Origin of the sequence: Pseudomonas simiae, assembly GCF_000934565.1 — a bacterium.
Classification (GTDB): Bacteria; Pseudomonadota; Gammaproteobacteria; order Pseudomonadales; family Pseudomonadaceae; genus Aquipseudomonas; species Aquipseudomonas simiae.
Genome location: NZ_CP010896.1, coordinates 33,714 through 56,089, shown reverse-complemented (window position 1 = coordinate 56,089; position 22,376 = coordinate 33,714). Strand labels below are relative to the sequence as shown.

The window sequence follows — 22,376 nt, the reverse complement described above, 5'->3', positions numbered from 1 at the left end:
TTAGAAGCGCGCTTTAGGCGTCGCGGAAGGAATCGGCCCGTCGCCGCTCAATGGGCGGAACGCAGACTGGTCCGCATCGTAGGCCCGGATTTCACTGGTCTCGATGTTGTAGATCCAACCATGAATAAATAAATGACCGTTGGCCATGCGCGAAGCCACGGAGGGGTGGGTGCGCAAATGTTGCAGCTGGGCGATGACGTTTTCTTCGGTCAGCACCTTCATGCTCTCGCCTTCGTTGGCGCAGTCGCAATTGTCATGGACCATGGTCTTGGCGACCTCGGCATGCCGCAACCAGGCTTTGACCGTCGGCATCTTCTCCAGGCTGTCGGGGTTGAGTACCGCGCGCATGGCGCCGCAATCGGAGTGCCCGCAGACGATGATGTGCTGCACGCCCAAAGCCAGTACCGCGTACTCGATGGCCGTGGACACACCGCCGTTCATCTGGCCGTAAGGCGGCACCACGTTGCCGACGTTACGCGTCACGAACAGGTCGCCAGGCGAACTTTGGGTGATCAGCTCGGGCACGATGCGCGAGTCGGCACAGGTAATGAACATCGCCCGTGGGCTCTGAGCCGTGGCAAGTTTTTTGAAGAGCTCTTCCTGCTGGGGGAAGACGTCGTGATGGAAATGCAAAAAGCCGTCAACGATATGCTTTAGCGCTGCATCGGCGGTTTCAGCCACCGAAGAGGCAGAAGCCGACGCAGCCAACGGCTGTTTATCCTTGTCACTCATGATTCATCCTCTTGATTAATGCAGGGGAGTTTTCAGGTCAGTTCGACGCTTAGCCAATGGAAAAGTTGTAATACGCCAGAGGCCAGAGCGCCGACTCATCAGTCACTCGCTGAACAAGGTAACCGTCGAAACTTAACTCAAACTGAATGAACCGCTCTAGATCGCGGGTTTCAGTGATATCAAAACGCGACCATTCCTACAGGAGTTTCGCGTTTCACCTCTTCAGTTTACAACAAAGCCATCTGTCTGCCCGGAGGGCAAAAGGCCGTGCAATCCAGATTAAAACCTTCCCGCCGATCAAGACCAAGACGCTTGATCGCTTTACTGAAGCGTTGAGCCAGCAAATCGGCAAACGGCCCTTCACCCCGCATGCGCACGCCGAAGCGGCTGTCATACACTTCACCACCACGCACCTGGCGCACCAGGCTCATCACATGGGTCGCGCGCTGCGGGTAATGCGCCGCCAGCCACTCCTCGAACAGCGGTGCCACCTCCAGCGGCAGGCGCAGCATCATGTACGCGGCACTTTGCGCGCCAGCGGCATGGGCCTCGGTCAGCAGACTCTCCAATTCACTGTCGTTGATCATCGGGATCATGGGCGAACACAACACGCCCACCGGAACCCCCGCCTCACGCATCACCCGAATCGCCCGCAACCGTGCCTTGGGCGCCGCCGTGCGTGGCTCCAGGATGCGCTTGAGTTCGTCGTCCAGGCTGGTGAGGCTGATCATCACGGCCACCAGCCGCTGGCGCGCCAACTCAGTGAGCAGGTCCAGATCGCGCAAAATCAGCGATCCCTTGGTGATAATGGTCACCGGGTGGCGATAGCGCAGCAGCACTTCCAGGATTTGCCGGGTGATCTTGTACTCGCGCTCGATCGGCTGGTACGGGTCGGTATTGGACCCCAGATTGATCGGCGCGCACACATAACCCGGCTTCGACAGTTGCTGCTCCAACACATCGGCGGCGTTGGTCTTGGCGATCAGTTTGGTTTCGAAATCCAACCCCGGTGACATGTCCCAATAAGCATGGCTGGGCCGCGCATAGCAGTAGATGCAGCCATGCTCGCAGCCACGGTAGGGGTTGATCGAACGATCAAACGGCAGGTCCGGCGAGTTGTTGCGGGTGATGATGCTCTTGGCCGTCTCGATACGCACTTCAGTGCCCTGGGTCGGTGGCACTTCCTGAAACCAACCATCGTCCTCGGCCACGCTCACCGTAGGCGCAAAGCGGTTATGCAGGTTGGTGGCCGTGCCTCGGCCACGGGGCGGCAGGAGAGAACTCATGGGCATACCTCTATACTGTATCCACATACAGTATTTGAACCTGGCATTTCGCGCCAGCACCGTCGAGCGGGAAGTTTCGAGGCCATCTCCTGACAGCTGAAAACGCACCGTATTACATACGAACTTTCACGACATAAATCGCCACACTTGAGTCGTGGATTAAACTTTTGTTCTGCAACTATGATCCAGTCTCAACTTAGTAACCAACCAGAAGGACCTCTATATGTCTCAGGACGAACTGCGCTTAACGTGTGAAGATTTTGAAAAAGATAACAGCCCTGAAGTGTTGCTCGAACGTTTTAACAATGGGGTTCTTTCGTACGCCATGTACGCCTCTTCATCCAGGAAAGACGGCCACTACGACACCACATCATCGCCAACGGACCTGGACAATGACGGCGACTTTGACGACGAGGACAAGGCAATTTTTCTGACCATGGCCAACGCGTTTGCAATGACCTGCCAGAAAACTCGGAATTAAACTAATTACACCGACTAACTACAGCCGCCCAACTTATATCAATAACCTATAAGTTGGGCTTCCCACTCTAACTTTAGTTAATTCTTATCGCCCGATTTTTTACGTATGTCTGCAACTTGAGCAGCACTGATTGCGCCACCTGTATTACCCCAGCTGCCCCGGACAAAACTGACAACATCAGCCACTTCCTGATCCGACAGGCGCCAAGCGAATGCCGGCATGGTGAACGTGGACGGTGCCGTGTGAGTGGCCGGCAAGGTACCACCGTTCAACACGATATTGATCAATGATGTGGCATCCGCCGTCTGCAACACCGGGTTGCCCGCCAGCGCTGGGAACACCCGTGTGTAGCCATGGCCGTCGGTACGGTGGCAGGCCGCGCAGTTGTCGATATACACCGAGGCGCCCCGCTGGCTGTCGTCGCCTTTCCACAAGGCCTCGGCCACTTGCTTGTCATACGTGTGCGGTGAGTCCTTGGGGTCCACCGCCGGTAAACTTTTGAGGTAACGGGCGATAGCCGTCAGGTCATTTTCCGACATGTACTGCATGCTGTGGACGACAACGTCGCTCATGCCACCAAACACTGCGCTGCGGTCACTGCGGCCGGTCTTGAGGAACTGCACCAGTTGCTCCTCGCTCCAGCTACCGAGGCCGTCCTTGTGATCGCCACGCAGGCTTTTCGCGATCCAGCCTTCGAGCGGCGCGCTGCCGGCCAGGAAGGCGTTGCCGTCAGTGGCACTCAGGGCTTTTTCCTGCATGGTCAACGCCCGTGGCGTATGGCACGCACCGCAATGGCCAAGGCCCTCCACCAGGTAGGCACCCCGGCTGATCACCGGGTCGACGACGGCTTGCGCCTGATGCTCCTCGACGGCAGGCGCAAACATCCAGCGCCATGCCGCCAACGGCCAGCGCATGCTCAAGGGCCACGGAATGTCACTGTCCTTGTTCTCTTGAGCGACGGGTTCCACCCCCTTCATGAAGTACGCGTACAACGCCTGCATATCGCTGTCGCTGACACGTGCGTAAGACGGGTAGGGCATCGCCGGGTAGAGCGTACTACCGCTCTTGGCGACGCCATGGCGCACAGCCTTGTCGAAGTCTTCGAAGCTGTAGTCGCCCAGGCCGCTCTTGTCCGGGGTGATGTTGGTGGAATAGATCACGCCAATGGGGGTTTCCATTGGCAGGCCACCGGCAAACGGTTTTCCGCCCTTGGCGGTGTGGCAGGCCACGCAGTCACCCGCGCGGGCCAGGTATTCACCTTGCTTGATCAAGTCAGTTTCAGCGGCGCTGACAGAGCAACTGCTGAAAAACGCGAAGGTCGCGATAACAAGTGCTTTCATGGTCATCGCTCCTTATGCCTGAACCAGTGGGCCGGGGTTTTTCAGGTACTGCTCGCGGATCGCCCGCGCCGACCAGTAGGTCAACGCCGCCACCAGGCCTGTAGGGTTGTAGCCCAAGCCTTGTGGGAAAGCGGATGCACCTGGGACAAACACGTTGTGCACATCCCAGCACTGCAGGTAGCGATTCAATGCACTGGTTTTCGGGTCGGTGCCCATGATTGCGCCACCGTTGAGGTGGGTGGTCTGGTACGACGCCGTGTTGAAGTGTTCGCCGACTTTTTTGCCGAGCACGGCAATTGCCTTGGGGTTCATCGCTTCAGCGACCTTGCCCATTTTCTCGACCATGAAGCGGTTCATCTTGATGTCGTTTTCCTGCCAATCGAACGTCATCCGCAGCAACGGCTGGCCGTAGGCATCGCGGTACACCGGGTCCAGATCCAGGTAGTTACCCCGGTAGGATTGATGGGCACCGTGGGCATCCATCGACACCTGGTGGGTGTAGTAATCGGCGGTGGCGCGCTTCCAGGCGCTGCCCCACGCCGGGGTGCCCGGCGGGTTGGACGTACCGGCAATCGGTCGACTGCCGGCCTGGTTGACCCACATCGGCGAACCGCCCACAAAGCCATGAGGCCCGTGGTCGAAGTTGTCGGCGTTGAAATCATCGATGGCCACGCCATTGCCGCCGGCGCCGATGAAGTTGTTGGTGTGGGTGTCCTTGTCGAAGAACGCCTTGATGGTGGCCATGTTCTGGTAGGCGAAGTTTCTGCCCACCACGCCCTCGTTGGTGATCGGGTCGTAGGGCTTGCCGATACCGGAGAGCAGCATCAAGCGCACATTGTGGAACTGGAATGCGCCGAGGATCACCAACTCCGCTGGTTGCTCGCATTCCCGGCCCTGGGCGTCGATGTAAGTCACGCCAGTGGCCTTGCTCTTGGTGCTGTCGAGGTTGACCTTGAGCACGTGGGAATTGGGCCGCAGTTCAAAGTTCGGCACCTGGCGCAACGCCGGCAGGATGTTCACGTTCGGCGATGCCTTGGAATACATGTAGCAGACGTAGCCGCTGCAAAAACCACAAAAATTGCACGGCCCCATCTGGGCGCCATAGGGATTGGTGTAAGGCCCCGAAGTGTTGGCTGAGGGCAGGTTGTAGGGTTTGTAACCCACCTCGGCAGCCGCTTTCTGAAACAGTTGTGCGGAGACGGTGTTTTTCTGCGACTCCAGCGGGAAAGGGTTGGAGCGATCCGGCGCATACGGGTTACCGCCACGGCCTTCGCCTACCAATTGCCCTTTTACGGTCCAAGCCTGTCCAGAGGTGCCGAAGACTTTTTCCGCGTAGTCGAAAAACGGCTCCAGCTCTTCGTAGCTCACGCCGAAGTCCTGGATGGTCATGTCCTTGGGAATGAAGTGTTTGCCGTAGCGTTCTTCATAGTGGCTGCGCATGCGCAACTCGATCGGGTCGACACGGAAATGCACGCCGGACCAGTGCAGGCCCGCTCCGCCCACACCATTGCCCGGCAGAAATGCGCCCAGCTGACGGTTGGGCAGGGCAACGTCATTCACGCTATGGCGAATGGTCACTGTCTCCTTGGAGATGTCCTGGAAGAGTTTTTTACGCACGCTGTAGGTCAATTCGTCGATGACCTGGGGATAGTTGCCGTCGGGGTAAGTGTCCTGCATAGGACCGCGCTCCAGCGCTACCACGTTGAGGCCTGCTTCTGTCAGCTCCTTGGCCATGATCGCGCCGGTCCAGCCGAAGCCTACGATCACTGCATCCACTTTCTTCATAATGGTCGCCACGTTTATGCCCTCTCGCCGCGGATGGAAACTGCCGGGAAGGGGTATTGCTCGTTGCGTTCAACCCAGTCCATGAAATCGGCGCGGGCGCCGGGAAAACCGATCATGGTCCAGCCGACCATGCCTTTGTTGCCGCCGTGGATCGGGTCGCAGAAGAAGCCTTCCTTGGTGTTTTGCAGCAACAGGTTGAAGAACAGCTTTGGTGGCACCGCCTCGAAATGCGCCGTCACCTCACTGCCGCCCGCCTCCAGACGACGCAACATGTCGTCTCGGGTAGCGCTGTCTTGCGCAGCAAAAACTTTGCCGTTGAACGCTTTCGACCATGCATCCGTCGCGGCAATGCCCAGGCGATAGATCTCCTTGGGCACCAATTTGCTCTGCCAACCCATCTCCGGCGGCGCATCGGCATTGAATGGGCCTTGCATGAACCACAGGGCTCCGCTGGCGTAAGGCGTGTTCATCTGGCGGTCGATGTATTCCGGCGCACCCGCTTCCAGAGCGCCTGGGCCTTGGGCATCGGCGGGGATCAATTGCGCGACGGCGGCATTGATAAACGCCCACTCCTCAGCGGTGAAATAAGTTGGCTCGTAGGCCTTTTCGCTGGCTGCAGGCTGGACGGGCGCGGCCTGGGCCGGCTCAGGCGTCGCCATCAGCATCGAGCCGCCAAGGCCGGTGCTGGCAACCGTGACCACCGGGATCAAGGTCAAGGATTTGCGCAGAAAGTCACGCCGGGGGTTGTCTTGATCTTGATCAGACATGGTGGCACCTCATCATGTGGTCACGGGTTTATCAGCCGGCTTCTAGTGAGCGATTTGGCTTTTTAAGAAATCAATAGTTACAAATGATAGCAGGCTATGTATCAGGAAAAGCGTTTCAGCGACTAAAGACTGAGTATTCACAGTCCTTTGACGGGCCCCAACCTGAGTGCCATTCACCGACCTCCTGCTCGGTCATGTCAACAATGCTCAAGAATCAATGGCTGCCGGTCTTCGGCCCCAGCAATGGCTTCAAGGACGGTGTTCGCTACATGATGGGAGCCGATGTCGACAAATTGCGCACGACTTTGGGGAATGGCGATTGCAGCATCAGCGCGTTTGCGTTGAGCGCGATGAGGGACTGGATCACGACAACGGGAAAAGAAGAGAAACAACAGTAGGAGCCGGCTTGCCGGCTCCTGCAGTGGGCCATCCGTTAGTCTTTTTTCAGCTTCGGGTTAGGAAAGAACTGCACCGCCTGCACCTTGGGGTCCGCAGGCGCTTTCAACGCCGACGTGTTCACCCGTGTGCCCAATTCCTTGGGGACCGACAACCCTTGGTCATTCAGCGTGTCGGTGTAACCGCAGGCCACGCACTCGCGATGCGGCACGTTGTCCTCGGTCCACATCTTCAACTTGTCCGGCTCGCTGCACGCCGGGCAGACCGCCCCGGCGATAAATTGCTTTTTAGTAATCACAGGCCCTTCACTCATGCTGCCGCGTCCTCACTCAGGCCGCTGTGGCGCAAGAGTGCGTCAATCGACGGCGCACGTCCGCGGAAGTCGACGAACAGCACCATCGGCTCCTGAGAACCGCCACGCGCCAGGATTGCCTCGCGGAAGGCGCGGCCAGTCTCAGCGTTGAGCACGCCCTCTTCTTCAAACTTGGAGAAGGCATCCGCCGACAGCACTTCGGCCCACTTATAGCTGTAGTAACCCGCGGCGTAACCACCGGCGAAGATGTGCGCGAAGCTGTTCGGAAAACGGTTGTAGGCCGGTGGACGCATCACCGACACCTCATCGCGCACGCCTTCCAGCACTTGCGCCACACTGCGGCCATCACCGTGGGTGGCGTGCAGTTCAAAGTCGAACAGCGAGAACTCCAGCTGACGCACCATCATCAAACCAGACTGGAAGTTTTTCGCCGCGAGCATTTTTTCCAACAAGTCCTGGGGCAGTGGCTCGCCGGTTTCGTAGTGACCGGAGATCAGCGCCAGGCCTTCCGGCTCCCAGCACCAGTTCTCCATGAACTGGCTCGGCAATTCCACCGCATCCCAGGCCACGCCGTTGATGCCGGACACGCCAGCATGTTCAACACGGGTCAACAGGTGGTGCAGGCCGTGGCCGAACTCGTGGAACAGCGTGGTGACTTCATCGTGGGTCAGCAGGGCAGGCTTGCCACTGTCGGCCGGGGTGAAGTTGCACACCAGGTTGGCCACCGGGCTTTGCAGCACGCCATCGATCGTGCGACGACGATCGCGGGCGCCGTCCATCCAGGCACCGCCACGCTTGTTGGCGCGGGCATAGAGGTCGAAGAAGAAGCGGCCGACGTGCTGGCCGTTTTCCTTGATTTCAAACAGGCGGACATCCGGGTGCCAGGTGTCGAAGCCTTTCTGCTCGGCGATTTCGATGCCGTACAGGCGCTGCACGATGGCAAACAGGCCGCCCAATACTTTGTCGATGGGGAAGTAGGCGCGCAGGGCCTCCTGGGAAACGCTGTAGCGTTGCTCACGAAGTTTTTCGCCGTAGAAACCGCTGTCCCAGCTTTGCAGGTCGGCGCAGCCTTGTTCGGCGGCATAGGCCTTGAGCTGTTGCAGGTCCTGGGCGGCAAACGGCTTGCTGCGCTTGGCCAGGTCGCGCAGGAAGTTCAGCACCTGATCGCTGGACTCGGCCATTTTGGTGGCCAGGCTCAGTTCGGAGAACGACGCATACCCCAGCAGCTTGGCCAGTTCCTGACGCAGGTCGAGGATCTGTTCCATGACCGGACCATTATCATTCTGACCGGCATTCGGGCCTTGGTCCGACGCACGGGTACAGTAGGCCGCGTAGACTTCTTCACGCAGGGCGCGATCCTGGGCGTAGGTCATCACCGCGTAGTAGCTGGGGAATTCCAGGGTGATCAGCCAGCCGTCGAGGCCTCTGGCCTGTGCGGCGGCCGCCATTTGCGCCTTGGCCGAATCGGTCAGGCCGGCAAGGGTGGCTTCGTCGGTGACGTGTTTGGTCCAGGCCTGGGTGGCATCCAGCAACTGGTTGGAAAATTTGCTGCCCAACTCGGACAGTTTGCTCTGCACTTCGGCGTAACGCTTTTGCTGCTCCGGCGGCAAATCGATACCCGACAGGCGGAAATCACGCAGGGCGTGTTCCAGGATGGTTTTTTGCGCCACGTCGAAACCGGCGGCTTCCGGGCTGTTGGCCAAGGCTTCGAAAGCCTGGAACAATTCGCGGTTCTGGCCCATCTCGGTGGAGTAAGCACTCAACGCCGGCAGGCAGCCTTCGTAGGCTTCGCGCAGTTCGGCGCTGTTGCACACGGCATTGAGGTGGCTGACCGGGCTCCAGGCGGCACCCAGGCGGTCATTCAGTTCATCCATCGCCAGGACCAGCCCGGCCCACGTCGGATGTTTACCCTGGCTTTGCAGGATGCCTTCGATGGCGACACGGTTGTCGGCGAGGATCTGTTCGATGGCCGGCTGGACGTGCTCGGCACGGATCGCCGAGAACGGCGGCAGGTCGTAGGACTGCAGAAGCGGGTTGTTCGCGCTCACGGTTGGCACCTTGGCTGAAGAAATAGGTAAGAACAAAGATGGGGCCATCTTAATTACAATCAACGCCCACCGCAGCTATCAGCAGAAGAGAGAGAGGCTATCGTGACCCTTCGCACCTACCAAAACCATACGCCAACCCTGGGCGCCGGGGCTTTTGTCGATATTTCGGCGGTGGTGATCGGCGATGTCGAAATCGGCGCCGACAGCTCGGTCTGGCCGCTGACCGTGATTCGCGGCGACATGCACCGCATCCGCATCGGTGCACGCACCAGCGTGCAGGATGGCTGCGTGCTGCACATCACCCACGCGGGTCCCTTCAATCCGGATGGCTTCCCACTGCTGATCGGCGACGATGTGACCATCGCCCACAAGGTCATGCTGCATGGCTGCACTGTGGGCAATCGCATCCTGATCGGCATGGGCAGCACCGTGATGGACGGGGCGGTGGTGGAAGACGACGTGATCATCGGCGCCGGCAGCCTGGTGCCGCCCGGCAAGAAACTCGAAAGCGGCTTCTTGTATGTAGGCAGCCCGGTTAAACAAATCCGCCCGCTGACTGACAAGGAACGCGCCTTTTTCACCTACAGCGCCGCGAACTACGTGAAGCTCAAAGACCTGCACCTGGCTGAAGGATTCGACCGATGACTCTGCATTACCAAACCGTGCTGTTCGACCTGGACGGTACCCTCACTGACCCGCGCGAGGGCATTACCCGTTCGATCCAATATGCCCTCGGCAAACTGGGGATCGACGAGCCGGACTTGACCCAGCTGGAACATTTCATCGGCCCGCCGTTGCTGCAAGCGTTCATGCAGTTCTACGGTTTTGATGAAGCCAAGGCGTGGGAGGCGGTGAATTTCTACCGCGAGCGTTTCAAAGTGACCGGCCTGTATGAGAACCGCGTGTTCGAGGGCGTGATGCCGTTGCTGGAGGACTTGAGCGGCCAGGGACGCCAGCTCTACGTCGCGACGTCCAAGCCTTGGGTGTTCGCTCGCGAGATCGCCCGGCACTTCGATTTCGCCAAGCACTTCAAGGTCATCTACGGCAGCGAACTGGACGGCACGCGCACCAACAAAGTCGAACTGATCGCCCACCTGATGAGCGAGGAAGGCCTGGACCCGACCACCACCCTGATGATTGGTGACCGCAAGCATGACCTAATCGGTGCGCACAGCAATGGGCTGGATTCGGCAGCGGTGGGGTATGGTTTTGGCAGTTTTGAAGAGTTGAATGCCGAGGCGCCAACCTGGCATTTTGAGACATTGGCCGAAATGCACCAGGCGTTTATGCAGCGTTCTTGAGATAGCTTTCGCAGGCACGCCAGCCCCTACATTTTGACCGGTGTACCCAGGACCAATGTGGGAGCTGGCTTGCCTGCGATGAGGCCCTAAAGCCCGGCACCTTCCAACTGTTTCAACGCCGCCTTGCGCTGCTCCACCGGCAACCCGCCCAGCTTCTCCACCGCCGCATAAAACCGCACCCAATCCCCACCTTCCTGCGCAAACAACGCCGCAAACGCCGGTACCCACTGGTCATACAACCCAAACGGTAACAACCGCGCATTGTTCATGGGCTGGTTTATCCAGGCGTCATAACGCTTATCCCCGCCCCATTGGTTATCACGCAGGTGTCGATAATCGGCGCGCAAACGCTCGAACTGAGCCGCCTTGGCCTGACGCATCGCATCCTTAGCCAACGGCTGGGCGTAGAGCGTTTCCAAGCGTCGACGGGTATCGAGGACCAGTTGGATAAACTGATCACGTTGCTTGGACGTCGACAGGCTATCTGGCGCCAGCCCCCGCGCAGCGCGCCATTGGCGTGTACCTTCCTGCTCAACGAAATTGGCAAACGACTCGTTGAATTCGGTGTCGTCCTTCACATAGAAACGCTGGTGCGCCAGCTCATGGAAGATCAGCGTGGCCAGGCGCTCATCGCCCCAGTTCATCATCGAATTCATGATCGGGTCATTGAACCAGCCCAAGGTGGAGTAAGCCTCGACGCCACCTATCGACACGTCCATACCCCGCTGCTTCAACAACGCTGCCTCGCCACGCGCCGCGCCCTGGTTGTAGTAGCCGCGATAGGCCACACAACCGGCAATGGGGAAGCAATGGGTTTCGGGGGACAGGGAAAACTCCTGCGTGGCGAAGACATTCCAGACCACATAGGGCCGGCCGATATCGGCGTACAACTTGTAACTCTGGTTGTCGGGCAGGTGCAGATGTTCACTGGCGAACGTGCGCGCCCGCTGAGATTGCACCAGGTGCTCGCGCAATAACGCAGGGCGTGTGGGGTCGGCAATCACCTGCGCCACCGGCTCACGAGCCCGCAGCAATTGCCACTGACCGCTGGCCAACTGACCGTAATAACTGACACTGGAGCAGCCGCTGAGCAGCACAACCAACAACCCTGGAAGAAAACGCCTGACCATGCCCCGACCGCTCCTGGGTAATTTGCTCGCCAGACTATCGCGCCTGTGTGGAATTTTTCCATGGCATGACGTGTTTATACTCATAGGGAGTCTGTTGCCGTCGGCGCCAGGCTCAATACTTCCTTCCCATTGAGTGCCTGCCATGCGCCAGCTCTTGCTTCCCGTCGCCGCCCTGTTTCTCGGTGCCTGCACCACAACGCCCGTACCACCGGTGGACCCGCAGCAAGCCTGGGTCGATTTCACCACGCCGACACCGGGCTCCAAGCTGGTCATGGCGCAGCGTCTGGACGGCAAGAACCTGGCTGACGGACGTTTCTTCCAATTCCCGCCCGGCCATCACGAACTGATGGTGCGTTTCGACTTTGAAGTCCCGGCAGGCGGCGGGCTGGGTGGGCTGAGCCAGATGATGTACCGCACTTGCTTCATGACCCTGGAATACGATCACTTCCAGGCCGGCCAGCGCTATGTGCTGGAAGGCCGCTCGCTGGCCTTCACGCCGAATATCCGGCTGTACGACTCGGCGCGTCAGTTGCTCGCGGAAGAACGCAGCGTCAACTGCATCTGATCAGTCGTTGTTCTTCTGGTAGACGATGGCCTTGGTGCCGTTCTCACAGCTGCCGACGACCATGGCGCTGTCGTGTTTGTCGGCTTCTTCCTTGCTGACGATTTCCAGGGTGTACGAAGGAACCGCATTCGCCTGGATCTTGACCTCGATCTCTTTCCTGAGCTCTTCACAATCTTTTGGAGCGGCCACGGCCGAAGTGGCCAATACACCGCAGATGATCGCCAAGGCAAAACGTTTCATGTGTGAAGCTCCCTGAATGCACTGCGCACGGATGTGCGCCTAGACTGCATAGGCTATAGGACCACATCGGTGAAATACGAGCTCTGATTTAACGCATAACTAAATGTCTGAACACACCTCTGTGGGAGCAGGACTTGCCCGCGGTGCGTCGCCTCGGTTTCGCAATGACGTCGAGGTGATGCGTTCGCAGGCAAGCCAGCTCCGACAAAAGCCGGCGCCTATCGCTACAGGGGCGTCAGTTTACGAGCGTGGCATCCAGGCTGATTTTCGCATTCAGTACCTTGGACACCGGGCACCCTTCCTTGGCTTTCTTGCTCAACTCGTCGAACTGCGCCTGGCTCGCGCCAGGGATCTTGGCCTTGAGGATCAGGTGCACGGCGGTGATCGCGAAGCCACCGTCGACCTGGTCGAGGGTTACTTCGGCCTGGGTGTCGATGCTGTCAGCCTTGAGCCCGGCATCGCCGAGAATCATGGAAAAGGCCATGGAGAAACAGCCCGCGTGGGCTGCACCGATCAGTTCTTCCGGGTTGGTGCCCTTGCCACCCTCGAAACGTGCCTTGAAGCCGTAAGGCGCTTCACGTAGCACACCGGTTTCCGTGGAAATAGAACCCAGGCCCGTCTTCAGGTCACCTTCCCAATGCGCGGATGCTTTTTTAACGATACTCATAGCGGTCTCCTCGAACGGTGGTTTTGCGTCAGTAAGGGTTCTGAGGATAGACGGCGTGGCAAAGTTCATCTTGTCGGAGAAACCGAGTGATTCAGTAGGAAATTTCCGGTCCCACTATTGAATCTCGGGTATATGCCCTCATTGCATGGGTATGCACATGAAGCGGCAGGTTTTGGTTCGTCTAAAAAGCCTGCGGCCCCCTTGGAGAAGCAGGCTTATGAAATCGCTGTCCGACGTAAAGTTCTCGACCCTCGACCTGGTGCCCGTGCGGGCCAACGGCAGTCCGGCGCAGTCGCTGCGCAATTCCCTGGACCTGGCCCAGCATGTGGAAAAGTTTGGCTACAACCGTTTCTGGGTGGCTGAACACCACAATATGGATGGCATCGCCAGTTCAGCCACCTCGGTGTTGCTCGGTTACCTGGCCGGCGGCACCTCGACGATTCGTGTCGGTTCCGGCGGTGTGATGCTGCCCAACCACGCGCCTCTGGTGATCGCCGAACAGTTCGGCACCCTGGAAAGCCTCTACCCCGGCCGCATCGACCTGGGCCTGGGCCGCGCGCCCGGCTCCGATCAGATGACCGCCCGCGCCCTGCGCCGTGAGCGCTCCGGCAGTGCCGACGATTTCCCGGAAGACGTGGCGGAGCTGATGGCCTACCTGGGCCCGCGCACGCCCGACCAACGGGTGATCGCCGTTCCCGGCACCGGCACCAACGTGCCGGTGTGGCTACTGGGTTCCAGTCTATTCAGCGCACAGTTGGCGGGCGAACGCGGTTTGCCCTACGCCTTTGCCTCGCATTTCGCACCGCGCCTGATGCATGAAGCGATTCGCGTGTACCGCAATCACTTCAAGCCTTCTGCCGTGCTGGACAAACCCTACGTGATGCTCGGTATTCCGTTGGTGGCGGCGGACACCGATGAACAGGCCGACTACCTGGCAACCTCGGTCTACCAGCGCATCCTCGCCCTCATGCGTGGACAAAGCCTGGTGCAGCGCCCGCCCGTGAAAACCATGGACGGCCTGTGGCTGCCCCACGAAAAAGACGCCGTCGGCAGCTTCCTCGGCCTGGCAATGGTGGGCAGCCCTGCGAAGATCCGCGCCAAACTGGAGGTGCTGATCGAGCAAACCGGTGCTGATGAGCTGATTTTTACCTGCGACCTGTACGAGCACGCCGACCGGATTCATTCCTACGAGTTGCTGGCGCAGTTAATGAAGGGCTAAAACCCTCAGGCAAAAAAAACCGACGCATCGCGTCGGTTTTTTATGTCCGCAACACAGGGTTAACCGCGCTTGTAGGCGATTTCCTTGGTGCCAGCTTCGCAGGTGCCGACCACTGTGTGGTCGCTCGGCGCAGCACCTTTATCCACCACTTCCAACGAATAACCCGAAGCGCCCTTGGCGTCGATTTTCGCCGCAATCTCGCTTTTGAGCTCTTCACAAGGCTTGCCCGCCGCCAGGGCCGTGCCTGCAATGCTCAACAAACCTACCGCTAACAGGAACTTCTTCATCCGTTACTTTCCTTGCGCTGATCTAAAAGAGCGTGCCGACGCTTGTGGCATCGGCACCCATTGGTTGTAGCGCAGGTTATGGCAATCGGCCAGTCAGCAAGTTCAACCGGTGCGATCAACTACTGGCAATTCGGAACCCCACCTTGAGGGTGACCTGAAAGTGCGCGGCCTTGCCGTCTTTGATGTGCCCGCGGGTTTCGGTCACCTCGAACCATTCCAAATGCTTGATGCTCTTGTTGGCCTCGGCCAGCGCATTATTGATGGCGTCTTCGATGCTGGAGGTGGACGAGCCCACCAGTTCGACTTTCTTGTAGGTGTGATGATCACTCATGGCAACTCTCCTAGGGGTCGTAAAGCAAGCGTAGCAGTCAATGTGCGTACTGCTTCTGGCGGCCGTTTCTACCTGAAAGTTCATATTTACTGCACTTTCTGAAACGGCCGCAGTCGGTATCTACACACGCCACTCAATCACTTCAGGAGAGTCCACATGGCCAACACTTCTTTACGCAAAGCGTCGCTGGAAAGCATGGAAGCCGAGATTTCGAGCCTGCTCAAGTCTCTGGAAAGTCTCAAGGACGATGCATCCGACGAGTCGCGCAAAACCTTGAAGGCGCTGAAGAGCAATGCGGAGAATGCCCTCAAGCACTCCCGCCACCTGATCAGCGACGCCTACGAAGAAAGCAAAGTCAAAATCCGCGAAACCGGTGTTGCAACCCGGGACTACGCACAAGAGCACCCATGGACAACGGCCGGCGTTGCCGTCGGTGCACTGGGTCTGCTCGCGGCTTATCTGCTGTGCAAGCGCGGCGATTAAATAGGTTCGCGCTGTAGCTCAGCCTTGAGCCACTGCGCCAGTTGCCCGGCGCGCCCATCTGCGGCGCGTTTGGGCAGCCACAGCGCCAGGTGCGCCGGGGTTTCGCTGAAACCCCACGGCGCCACAAGGCGACCCGCCCGCACGTCCTCGGCCACCAGCGGCTGCGGGGCAATCGCCACGCCCAGCCCTGCCACGGCCGCCTCCAGCAAATAATACAAATGCTCAAACCCCTGGCCGTGCTTCAGCGCGCCGGGCTCAATGCCGTGCTGCGCTGCCCAACTGGGCCAGGCTTGCGGCCGTGACGTGGTGTGCAACAGCTTTTCACCACACAAAGCCTCAGCAGGTGCATCGCGCAAGTGTGCATAGCCGGCAAAGCGCGGGCTCATCACCGGGCCGATGCGTTCACTCGCCAGCTCATACACCTGCATGTCCGCCGGCCAAGGCGGTTCAGCGAATACCAGCAGCGCGTCCAGGCCCGGGCGGCGAGGGTCCAGATCACCATCCCCCGCCGACAAATGCAGGCGCAGATCCGGCAGGTCAGCGTTCAAGCGGCCCAGGCGCGGGATCAACCAGCGCGCCAGCAGGCTGCCCGAACACCCGAGCACGAAAGGCGCATCGGCGCTGGCCTGGGTCAACTCGGCGCACACATCGCGCAGCCGCTCAAAGGCTTCGGCGCTGGCATCCCGCAGGCGAACGCCCGCATCTGTGAGTTTAAGGCCGCGCCCATCCTTGACGAACAAGCTGATCCCCAGATGCTCTTCCAGCACCTTCAACTGCCGACTGACAGCGCCGTGGGTAACATGCAATTGCTCGGCGGCCTGGCTGACGCTGTTCAAGCGCGCAGTCGCCTCAAAGGCACGCAAGGCATTGAGGGGCGGAAGGTCTCGGCTCATCTGTGAGTTTTCCTGACAGGTTACGGCGATCTTATCGGTTTTCAGCGCAGAGCGTCAGGGGTAGAGTGGCCCTCATTGCTTCCTACATCCTTTCTTTCCTGGAGCCTCCTATGACTCAGTCCCAGACCGATCTACGCCACGGCCCAGACGCCAACGGCCTCTTTGGCGCGTTCGGCGGCCGTTACGTCGCTGAAACCCTGATGCCGTTGATCCTCGACCTGGCCCGCGAATACGAAGCGGCCAAGGAAGATCCTGCATTCAAGGAAGAATTGGCCTACTTTCAGCGCGACTACGTCGGCCGCCCAAGCCCGCTGTATTTCGCCGAACGCCTGACCGAATTCTGCGGCGGCGCCAAGATCTACCTCAAGCGTGAAGAGCTGAACCATACCGGCGCGCACAAGATTAACAACTGCATCGGCCAGATCCTGCTGGCACGGCGCATGGGCAAGAAACGCATCATCGCCGAAACCGGCGCCGGCATGCACGGCGTGGCCACTGCCACCGTGGCGGCGCGCTTCGGCCTGCAATGCGTGATCTACATGGGCACCACTGACATTGAGCGTCAACAGGCCAACGTGTTCCGCATGAAGCTGCTGGGCGCTGAAGTGATCCCGGTGGTCGCCGGCACCGGCACGCTCAAAGATGCCATGAACGAAGCCCTGCGTGACTGGGTGACCAATGTCGACAGCACCTTCTATCTGATCGGCACTGTGGCCGGTCCGCACCCATACCCGGCGATGGTGCGCGACTTCCAGGCCGTGATCGGCAAGGAAACCCGCGACCAGCTGCAAGCTCAGGAAGGCCGCCTGCCAGACAGCCTGGTAGCGTGCATCGGCGGCGGTTCCAACGCCATGGGCCTGTTCCACCCGTTCCTCGATGACCAGAGCGTGGAAATCATCGGTGTTGAAGCCGCCGGCCACGGTATCGAAACCGGCAAGCACGCCGCCAGCCTCAACGGCGGCGTACCCGGCGTACTGCACGGCAATCGCACCTTCCTGTTGCAGGACGACGACGGCCAGATCATCGACGCCCACTCGATCTCCGCAGGCCTGGATTATCCCGGCATCGGCCCGGAACATGCGTGGTTGCATGATATCGGCCGCGTTCAGTACACCTCGGTGACGGACGACGAAGCCCTCGACGCCTTCCACAAATGCTGCCGCCTGGAAGGGATCATTCCTGCCCTGGAAAGCGCCCACGCCCTGGCCGAAGTGTTCAAACGCGCCCCCACCCTGCCGAAGGATCATCTGATGGTGGTCAACCTGTCGGGCCGTGGCGATAAAGACATGCAAACCGTGATGCACCACATGGAACTCTCTCTACAAGAGAAAACGCAGCAGGAGAAACACTGATGAGCCGCCTGCAAACCCGCTTCGCACAGCTTAAAGAACAAAACCGCGCCGCCCTGGTGACCTTCGTCACCGCTGGCGACCCTGGCTATGACACCTCGCTGGCCATCCTCAAGGGCTTGCCAGCCGCCGGCGCCGATGTGATCGAGTTGGGCATGCCCTTCACCGACCCAATGGCGGACGGCCCGGCGATCCAGCTGGCCAACATCCGCGCGCTGGAAGCCAAGCAGAACCTGGCAAAAACCCTGCAGATGGTCCGCGAGTTCCGCAAAGACAACAACGACACGCCGCTGGTGTTGATGGGCTACTTCAACCCGATCCACAAATACGGCGTGCCGCAGTTCATCGCCGACGCCAAGGAAGCCGGCGTGGACGGCCTGATCGTGGTCGACATGCCGCCCGAACATAACGGCGAACTGTGCGACCCGGCCCAGGCCGCTGGCATTGATTTCATCCGCCTGACCACGCCGACCACCGACGATGTGCGTCTGCCGACCGTGCTCAACGGCAGCTCCGGCTTTGTGTACTACGTGTCGGTGGCCGGCGTGACCGGTGCCGGCGCCGCGACCCTGGAGCACGTCGAAGAAGCCGTGACCCGCCTGCGTCGCCATACCGACCTGCCGATCAGCATCGGTTTTGGTATCCGCACCCCGGAACAAGCGGCGGCCATCGCGCGCTTGGCTGACGGTGTGGTGGTAGGTTCGGCACTGATTGATCACATCGCCAATGCCAAGAATGACCAGCAAGCCATCGATGGCGTGTTGACCCTGTGCGCGGCGCTGTCGGAAGGCGTGCGTAACGCTCGTAAGTAAAGGCCCCGTAAGCAGTGGGTAAAGTTCCTGATACAGAGGAATCAACCCGCCAAGGCACGGCCTAAACAGCAAGACCAAGGGATTTCGAACCTCGTTCGAGATCCCTTTTTTGTTTGCGTGCCCTGAGGAATACCCAATGAAAATGCCCTACTCCGTGATTGCCGGCCTTGGCGTGCTGGTGCTTGGCGCCAGCGCCCTGGTGCAGGCCGCGCCTTTTGACCAAGGCGGTCCTGACCGTGGCGGCCCACAGGGCCAGCACGAACAACATCGCGACGACCCACGCGGCCCGCAGGACAACCGTCGCGGCGGCCCGCCCCAGGACTTCGGCCCGGTACGGCAGATCATCCACGACAACCACGGCCAGTTCGCCCGTGGCGCACCGCCACCACCGAATGTGCGCCTGGTGCGTGGCCAGCCGCTGCCCCGTGGCTACTACGGCGAACGCCTCGACAATCGCGCCCTGGCGCGCCTGCCGGTGTATCCCGGTTATGAATGGCGCCGTTCGGGGCCGGATGTGGTGTTGATCGCCGTGGGTACGGGCATCGTCTACGAGATCCTCGACGGCGTCCTCAACTGAAACCCACCCACTGTAGGAGCCGGCTTGCCGGCGATGGCGGTAAGCCGGCTCCTAAAGGGCTGTGGTTATTTGAGTTCGATGCGTTCGACTTTGCCTACGAGCAATACGTAGGACAGCGCTCCGAGCAACGCCAGCACCGCGATATAGGTAATCGCCGGCGCAAACGAGTCGCCACTGGCCAGAAAGCCAATCACGATTGGCGTGGCAATCGCCGACAGGTTGCCGATGAAGTTGAAGACCCCACCGGTCAGCCCCAAGAGGCGCGCCGGTGCCAGGGTCGACACCAGCGACCAGGTAATCGACGCCAACCCATTACCAAAGAACGCCACCGCCAGGAACGCAATCACCCACGCCGTCGAGTCCACATAGTTGGCGCCAATGATCGCCGTGGAGATCAGCAGCCCGCCAATGATCGGCAACTTGCGCGCAAAGCCCACCGACGCGCCGCGACGAATCAGCCAGTCGGAAAAGATCCCTGAGCACAGCACGCCGACAAACGCTGCAAGGAACGGCAGTGACGCCAGCAGGCCGGACTTGATGAAGTCCATGCCGCGGTATTTCACCAGGTAAGTCGGGAACCACGTCAGGAAGAACCACAGCGTGGAGTTCAGGCAGAACTGCCCCAGGTAGATGCCCCAGAGCTTGCGCTTGCTCAGCACGATGCCCAAATCGACCCAACTGAAGGGTGCCTTGGCGGCTTTTTCCTGCATGTCCACCAACCCGCCACCTTCACGGATCAGGTCGATTTCAGCGGTGTTCGCGCCTTTGAATTCCTTCGGTTCGCGGTACACCGCGTACCAGATCACCGCCCACACAATCCCCACGCCACCGGTCGCGACAAACACCATGTGCCAGCCGAATGCATGCTGCAGCCAGGCCAGTACCGGTGTGAGGAATGCCAGGCCGACAAACTGGCCGGAGGTGTAGACGCCAATCGCTGTGGCGCGCTCGCGTTCGGGAAACCAGGTGGTGACCACGCGGCTGTTGATCGGATACGCCGGGGCTTCAAGCGCACCCACCGCCATGCGCAAAACAAACAGCGCGATAAAGCTGGCGGCAAAGCCGAGCATGACGGTGGCGATGGACCACAGCAGCAACGCAGCGGTGTACAGAATGCGTGGGGGCACACGGTCCACCAGCCAGCCACCAGGGATTTGCATGGCGGCGTAGGTCCAACCGAACGCGGAGAAAATCAGCCCGACGTGCACCGGATCGATGCCCAGTTCGCTGGTCAACGCCGGGGCGGCAATCGACAGGTTGCTGCGGTCGAGGTAGTTGATCACCACGGTGATGAACAGCAGCACCATGATGAAAAAACGCTTTCTGGTAGGCGTGACTAAAGAAGCCTGCCCGGTGAAGGATTCAGGGTGCATGGGGGTGCCTCTTCTTATGCTTATTGAGGTCTGAAATGGATCTGACTGAAGCAACCGGATCAATCATGTGGGAGCGGGCTTGCTCGCGAATGCGCTAGTTCAGCCCCAGATGTGTTGATTGACACACTGCATTCGCGAGCAAGCCCGCTCCCACATTTCTGATCGCCCTCCGTCAGTCAGGAATCACCACTCGGCGAAGCTGCCGTCGGCATGCCGCCAGATCGGGTTGCGCCAGCGATGGCCGATGGCCGCGCGTTCGATCACGTATTCCTCATTGATCTCGATGCCCAGGCCCGGCCCGTTGGGGATCTTCACGAAGCCTTGGTCATAGTCGAACACGCCCGGATCGCGCACATAATCGAGCAGGTCATTGCTCTCGTTATAGTGAATGCCCAGGCTTTGCTCCTGGATAAACGCGTTGTAGCAGACCGCGTCCAGTTGCAGGCACGCCGCCAGGGCAATCGGGCCCAGCGGGCAGTGCAGGGCCAGGGCCACGTCGTAGGCTTCGGCCATGTTGGCGATCTTGCGGGTCTCGGTGATGCCGCCGGCGTGGGAGGCGTCCGGCTGGATGATGTCGACGTAGCCTTCGCTGAGCACGCGCTTGAAGTCCCAGCGCGAGAACAGACGCTCGCCCAGGGCAATCGGGGTGCTGGTCAGCGGCGCCAGTTCCTTGAGCGCTTCGTAGTTTTCGCTGAGGACCGGCTCTTCGATAAACATCAGCTTGTACGGGTCCAGCTCTTTCATCAGCACTTTGGCCATGGGCTTGTGCACCCGGCCATGGAAGTCGACGCCGATGCCGACGTTCGGGCCTACCGCATCACGTACGGTGGCGACGTTGGCCAGGGCCAGGTCGACTTTTTCAAAGCTGTCGACGAACTGCAGTTCTTCGGTGCCGTTCATTTTTACGGCGGTAAAACCTCGGGCCACGGCTTCTTTGGCGGCGCGGGCAGTGTCGGCCGGGCGGTCGCCGCCGATCCACGAATACACGCGGATCTTGTCACGCACCTGACCGCCGAGCAGGTCGCTGACCGACACACCCAGGGCCTTGCCCTTGATGTCCCACAGCGCCTGGTCGATACCGGCGAGTGCGCTCATGTGCACGGCGCCGCCCCGGTAGAAGCCACCGCGATAGAGCACGGTCCAGATGTCTTCGATATTGCGTGGGTCTTTGCCGATCAGGTAGTCGGACAATTCTTCGACGGCAGCCGCCACGGTGTGGGCGCGGCCCTCGACCACGGGCTCACCCCAGCCGGTCACGCCCTGGTCGGTCTCGACCTTGAGGAAGCACCAGCGCGGCGGAACGATAAAGGTCGTCAGTTTGGTGATTTTCATCTGTTATCTCTCTTATAGATGCGGCGCCTGGGGGCGCAAGACTTGAAGTCAGTTCAGGGCTTTCCAGGCGGCGACATAAGCCTGGGCGCGGCTCGCTACCTGATCCACTGTCATACCCGGTTTGAACAACCCGGAACCCAGCCCGAAGCCTTTGGCGCCGGCGTCGATGAACACCTGCATATTGTCCGGGGTGATGCCGCCCACCGGCAGCAACAAGGTGCCGGCCGGCAACACCGCCAACCACGCCTTGATCACCGAAGGGCCCATTTGCTCGGCGGGGAACAGCTTCAGCACGTCGGCGCCTTCAGCCAGGGCGGCGAACGCTTCGGTAGGCGTGGCCACACCCGGCGACAGGAACAGGCCTGCGGCTTTCGCGGCACGCAACACCTTGGCATCGCTGTGGGGCATCACGACCACCTGACCACCAGCCGCCTTCACCTGCTCGACCTGCTCAGGCAGCAACACCGTGCCGGCACCGATCAAGCAGTCGGCGGGCAGGCTGTCGCGCAGGGTGCGGATGCTGGTGTAAGGGTCGGGGGAATTCAGCGGGACTTCGATCACACGAAACCCGGCCTGGTACAGCACCTGGCCGACAGCCTCGGCTTCGTCCGGGCGAATGCCTCGCAGGATGGCGATCAAACCGTTTTGCGCGAGTGCTTGCTTGAGCAT

General features: G+C 60.0%; 25 protein-coding genes and 1 pseudogene. 10 read left to right on the top strand and 16 right to left on the bottom strand.

Translation table 11 applies throughout. The features are described from left to right. Together PF1751_RS00285 and PF1751_RS00280 are read right to left on the bottom strand one after the other, a co-directional pair. Positions 1-732 carry a carbonic anhydrase gene (locus PF1751_RS00285; protein ID WP_010207792.1) on the bottom strand — a complete coding sequence of 244 codons (732 nt, stop codon included), beginning with the start codon at positions 730-732 and terminating at the stop codon, positions 1-3. 227 nt (positions 733-959) lie between these two features. After that, the gene (locus PF1751_RS00280; protein WP_010207791.1) at positions 960-2,018 is read right to left on the bottom strand and encodes a PA0069 family radical SAM protein; all 1,059 of its coding nucleotides are present in this window, start codon (positions 2,016-2,018) and stop codon (positions 960-962) included. A 223-nt stretch (positions 2,019-2,241) separates the two neighbouring features. Between PF1751_RS00280 and PF1751_RS00275 the strand changes: the two genes are divergently transcribed. Then, on the top strand, positions 2,242-2,499 hold the full coding sequence (locus PF1751_RS00275; RefSeq protein WP_021491408.1) for a hypothetical protein: 258 nt from the start codon (positions 2,242-2,244) through the stop codon (positions 2,497-2,499). Between the two features lie 77 nt (positions 2,500-2,576). On the opposite strand, the gene PF1751_RS00270 is transcribed toward PF1751_RS00275, so the two are convergent. From PF1751_RS00270 to PF1751_RS00260, 3 genes are read right to left on the bottom strand one after another with little or no spacing between them, the layout of a single operon-like run. After that, positions 2,577-3,839, bottom strand: coding sequence for a cytochrome c (locus PF1751_RS00270; RefSeq protein WP_044286402.1), 1,263 nt, complete (start codon positions 3,837-3,839; stop codon positions 2,577-2,579). Between the two features lie 12 nt (positions 3,840-3,851). Continuing rightward, positions 3,852-5,636: a GMC family oxidoreductase gene (locus PF1751_RS00265; RefSeq protein ID WP_010207781.1), complete on the bottom strand. Its 1,785-nt coding sequence runs from the start codon at positions 5,634-5,636 to the stop codon at positions 3,852-3,854. Between the two features lie 2 nt (positions 5,637-5,638). Further along, complete coding sequence (locus tag PF1751_RS00260) at positions 5,639-6,391, bottom strand: gluconate 2-dehydrogenase subunit 3 family protein (RefSeq protein ID WP_021491411.1); 753 nt, start codon at positions 6,389-6,391, stop codon at positions 5,639-5,641. Positions 6,392-6,612: 221 nt separating this feature from the next. Between PF1751_RS00260 and PF1751_RS00255 the strand changes: the two are divergent. Next, positions 6,613-6,789, top strand: a pseudogene (locus PF1751_RS00255) (protein tyrosine phosphatase); the annotation flags it as partial. A gap of 35 nt (positions 6,790-6,824) precedes the next feature. Here the strand turns inward: PF1751_RS00255 and PF1751_RS00250 are convergent. Beyond that, positions 6,825-7,100 (bottom strand): YheV family putative zinc ribbon protein, encoded by a 276-nt coding sequence (locus PF1751_RS00250; protein WP_010207776.1) that lies wholly within the window; start codon positions 7,098-7,100, stop codon positions 6,825-6,827. Continuing rightward, entirely contained in the window at positions 7,097-9,196 is a 2,100-nt protein-coding gene (prlC, locus tag PF1751_RS00245; protein WP_191629923.1) for an oligopeptidase A, read from the bottom strand. The genes PF1751_RS00250 and prlC overlap by 4 nt, the downstream gene beginning before the upstream one ends. Positions 9,197-9,250: 54 nt before the next feature. Here prlC and PF1751_RS00240 point away from each other — a divergent pair, with 54 nt between their 5' ends. Both PF1751_RS00240 and PF1751_RS00235 read left to right on the top strand, forming a co-directional pair. Continuing rightward, positions 9,251-9,793, top strand: coding sequence for a gamma carbonic anhydrase family protein (locus tag PF1751_RS00240; protein ID WP_010207773.1), 543 nt, complete (start codon positions 9,251-9,253; stop codon positions 9,791-9,793). Then, positions 9,790-10,449 carry an HAD family hydrolase gene (locus PF1751_RS00235; RefSeq protein ID WP_044286397.1) on the top strand — a complete coding sequence of 220 codons (660 nt, stop codon included), beginning with the start codon at positions 9,790-9,792 and terminating at the stop codon, positions 10,447-10,449. The genes PF1751_RS00240 and PF1751_RS00235 overlap by 4 nt, the downstream gene beginning before the upstream one ends. Before the next feature lie 86 nt (positions 10,450-10,535). Here the strand turns inward: PF1751_RS00235 and PF1751_RS00230 are convergent, their stop codons facing one another. Beyond that, complete coding sequence (locus PF1751_RS00230) at positions 10,536-11,579, bottom strand: aminopeptidase (protein WP_010207771.1); 1,044 nt, start codon at positions 11,577-11,579, stop codon at positions 10,536-10,538. A gap of 142 nt (positions 11,580-11,721) precedes the next feature. On the opposite strand from PF1751_RS00230, the gene PF1751_RS00225 reads away from it, so the two are divergent. Then, positions 11,722-12,144 (top strand): PA0061/PA0062 family lipoprotein, encoded by a 423-nt coding sequence (locus PF1751_RS00225; protein ID WP_010207770.1) that lies wholly within the window; start codon positions 11,722-11,724, stop codon positions 12,142-12,144. Here the strand turns inward: PF1751_RS00225 and PF1751_RS00220 are convergent, their stop codons facing one another. Continuing rightward, the gene (locus PF1751_RS00220; RefSeq protein ID WP_010207769.1) at positions 12,145-12,384 is read right to left on the bottom strand and encodes a DUF1161 domain-containing protein; all 240 of its coding nucleotides are present in this window, start codon (positions 12,382-12,384) and stop codon (positions 12,145-12,147) included. Between the two features lie 235 nt (positions 12,385-12,619). Beyond that, a complete protein-coding gene (locus tag PF1751_RS00215; RefSeq protein WP_010207768.1) occupies positions 12,620-13,051 on the bottom strand; it encodes an OsmC family protein in 432 nt (143 codons plus the stop codon). 217 nt (positions 13,052-13,268) lie between these two features. Here PF1751_RS00215 and PF1751_RS00210 point away from each other — a divergent pair, with 217 nt between their 5' ends. After that, complete coding sequence (locus tag PF1751_RS00210) at positions 13,269-14,270, top strand: LLM class flavin-dependent oxidoreductase (protein WP_021491416.1); 1,002 nt, start codon at positions 13,269-13,271, stop codon at positions 14,268-14,270. Positions 14,271-14,329: 59 nt separating this feature from the next. On the opposite strand, the gene PF1751_RS00205 is transcribed toward PF1751_RS00210, so the two are convergent. Both PF1751_RS00205 and PF1751_RS00200 read right to left on the bottom strand, forming a co-directional pair. Beyond that, complete coding sequence (locus tag PF1751_RS00205; RefSeq protein WP_010207766.1) at positions 14,330-14,557, bottom strand: DUF1161 domain-containing protein; 228 nt, start codon at positions 14,555-14,557, stop codon at positions 14,330-14,332. A gap of 115 nt (positions 14,558-14,672) precedes the next feature. Then, positions 14,673-14,888, bottom strand: coding sequence for a dodecin (locus PF1751_RS00200; RefSeq protein WP_007953919.1), 216 nt, complete (start codon positions 14,886-14,888; stop codon positions 14,673-14,675). Positions 14,889-15,044: 156 nt separating this feature from the next. On the opposite strand from PF1751_RS00200, the gene PF1751_RS00195 reads away from it, so the two are divergent. After that, entirely contained in the window at positions 15,045-15,371 is a 327-nt protein-coding gene (locus PF1751_RS00195) for an ElaB/YgaM/YqjD family protein (protein ID WP_003170746.1), read from the top strand. Here PF1751_RS00195 and PF1751_RS00190 read toward each other — a convergent pair. After that, on the bottom strand, positions 15,368-16,264 hold the full coding sequence (locus PF1751_RS00190) for a LysR family transcriptional regulator (protein WP_044286393.1): 897 nt from the start codon (positions 16,262-16,264) through the stop codon (positions 15,368-15,370). The genes PF1751_RS00195 and PF1751_RS00190 overlap by 4 nt on opposite strands. Positions 16,265-16,374: 110 nt before the next feature. Between PF1751_RS00190 and trpB the strand changes: the two genes are divergently transcribed. The 3 genes from trpB (at position 16,375) to PF1751_RS00175 (ending at position 19,002) form a co-directional block, all read left to right on the top strand. Beyond that, a complete protein-coding gene (gene trpB, locus PF1751_RS00185; RefSeq protein WP_010207764.1) occupies positions 16,375-17,616 on the top strand; it encodes a tryptophan synthase subunit beta in 1,242 nt (413 codons plus the stop codon). Beyond that, positions 17,616-18,425: a tryptophan synthase subunit alpha gene (trpA, locus tag PF1751_RS00180; protein ID WP_010207762.1), complete on the top strand. Its 810-nt coding sequence runs from the start codon at positions 17,616-17,618 to the stop codon at positions 18,423-18,425. The genes trpB and trpA overlap by 1 nt, the downstream gene beginning before the upstream one ends. 136 nt (positions 18,426-18,561) lie before the next feature. Next, positions 18,562-19,002: an anti-virulence regulator CigR family protein gene (locus tag PF1751_RS00175; RefSeq protein WP_010207760.1), complete on the top strand. Its 441-nt coding sequence runs from the start codon at positions 18,562-18,564 to the stop codon at positions 19,000-19,002. Positions 19,003-19,067: 65 nt separating this feature from the next. Here PF1751_RS00175 and PF1751_RS00170 read toward each other — a convergent pair whose 3' ends face one another. The 3 genes from PF1751_RS00170 to PF1751_RS00160 form a co-directional block, all read right to left on the bottom strand. Next, positions 19,068-20,375, bottom strand: a complete 1,308-nt coding sequence (locus tag PF1751_RS00170) for an MFS transporter (RefSeq protein ID WP_010207758.1) — start codon at positions 20,373-20,375, stop codon at positions 19,068-19,070. Between the two features lie 183 nt (positions 20,376-20,558). Then, positions 20,559-21,707, bottom strand: a complete 1,149-nt coding sequence (dgoD, locus tag PF1751_RS00165; protein ID WP_044286392.1) for a galactonate dehydratase — start codon at positions 21,705-21,707, stop codon at positions 20,559-20,561. A 48-nt stretch (positions 21,708-21,755) separates the two neighbouring features. After that, a complete protein-coding gene (locus tag PF1751_RS00160) occupies positions 21,756-22,376 on the bottom strand; it encodes a 2-dehydro-3-deoxy-6-phosphogalactonate aldolase (RefSeq protein ID WP_010207755.1) in 621 nt (206 codons plus the stop codon).

Bases quoted from the DNA above. Each gene is read 5' to 3' on its own strand.
- PF1751_RS00220 (WP_010207769.1), bottom strand. From the start codon at position 12,384: ATGAAACGTTTTGCCTTGGCGATCATCTGCGGTGTATTGGCCACTTCG.
- PF1751_RS00270 (WP_044286402.1), bottom strand. From the start codon at position 3,839: ATGAAAGCACTTGTTATCGCGACCTTCGCGTTTTTCAGCAGTTGCTCT.
- PF1751_RS00175 (WP_010207760.1), top strand. From the start codon at position 18,562: ATGAAAATGCCCTACTCCGTGATTGCCGGCCTTGGCGTGCTGGTGCTT.
- PF1751_RS00170 (WP_010207758.1), bottom strand. From the start codon at position 20,375: ATGCACCCTGAATCCTTCACCGGGCAGGCTTCTTTAGTCACGCCTACC.
- trpA (WP_010207762.1), top strand. From the start codon at position 17,616: ATGAGCCGCCTGCAAACCCGCTTCGCACAGCTTAAAGAACAAAACCGC.
- PF1751_RS00285 (WP_010207792.1), bottom strand. From the start codon at position 732: ATGAGTGACAAGGATAAACAGCCGTTGGCTGCGTCGGCTTCTGCCTCT.
- PF1751_RS00260 (WP_021491411.1), bottom strand. From the start codon at position 6,391: ATGTCTGATCAAGATCAAGACAACCCCCGGCGTGACTTTCTGCGCAAA.
- PF1751_RS00190 (WP_044286393.1), bottom strand. From the start codon at position 16,264: ATGAGCCGAGACCTTCCGCCCCTCAATGCCTTGCGTGCCTTTGAGGCG.
- PF1751_RS00210 (WP_021491416.1), top strand. From the start codon at position 13,269: ATGAAATCGCTGTCCGACGTAAAGTTCTCGACCCTCGACCTGGTGCCC.
- prlC (WP_191629923.1), bottom strand. From the start codon at position 9,196: ATGGCCCCATCTTTGTTCTTACCTATTTCTTCAGCCAAGGTGCCAACC.
- PF1751_RS00205 (WP_010207766.1), bottom strand. From the start codon at position 14,557: ATGAAGAAGTTCCTGTTAGCGGTAGGTTTGTTGAGCATTGCAGGCACG.
- PF1751_RS00160 (WP_010207755.1), bottom strand. From the start codon at position 22,376: ATGCTCAAGCAAGCACTCGCGCAAAACGGTTTGATCGCCATCCTGCGA.
- PF1751_RS00225 (WP_010207770.1), top strand. From the start codon at position 11,722: ATGCGCCAGCTCTTGCTTCCCGTCGCCGCCCTGTTTCTCGGTGCCTGC.
- PF1751_RS00230 (WP_010207771.1), bottom strand. From the start codon at position 11,579: ATGGTCAGGCGTTTTCTTCCAGGGTTGTTGGTTGTGCTGCTCAGCGGC.
- PF1751_RS00280 (WP_010207791.1), bottom strand. From the start codon at position 2,018: ATGAGTTCTCTCCTGCCGCCCCGTGGCCGAGGCACGGCCACCAACCTG.
- PF1751_RS00250 (WP_010207776.1), bottom strand. From the start codon at position 7,100: ATGAGTGAAGGGCCTGTGATTACTAAAAAGCAATTTATCGCCGGGGCG.
- PF1751_RS00215 (WP_010207768.1), bottom strand. From the start codon at position 13,051: ATGAGTATCGTTAAAAAAGCATCCGCGCATTGGGAAGGTGACCTGAAG.
- PF1751_RS00195 (WP_003170746.1), top strand. From the start codon at position 15,045: ATGGCCAACACTTCTTTACGCAAAGCGTCGCTGGAAAGCATGGAAGCC.
- PF1751_RS00200 (WP_007953919.1), bottom strand. From the start codon at position 14,888: ATGAGTGATCATCACACCTACAAGAAAGTCGAACTGGTGGGCTCGTCC.
- PF1751_RS00235 (WP_044286397.1), top strand. From the start codon at position 9,790: ATGACTCTGCATTACCAAACCGTGCTGTTCGACCTGGACGGTACCCTC.
- PF1751_RS00275 (WP_021491408.1), top strand. From the start codon at position 2,242: ATGTCTCAGGACGAACTGCGCTTAACGTGTGAAGATTTTGAAAAAGAT.
- dgoD (WP_044286392.1), bottom strand. From the start codon at position 21,707: ATGAAAATCACCAAACTGACGACCTTTATCGTTCCGCCGCGCTGGTGC.
- trpB (WP_010207764.1), top strand. From the start codon at position 16,375: ATGACTCAGTCCCAGACCGATCTACGCCACGGCCCAGACGCCAACGGC.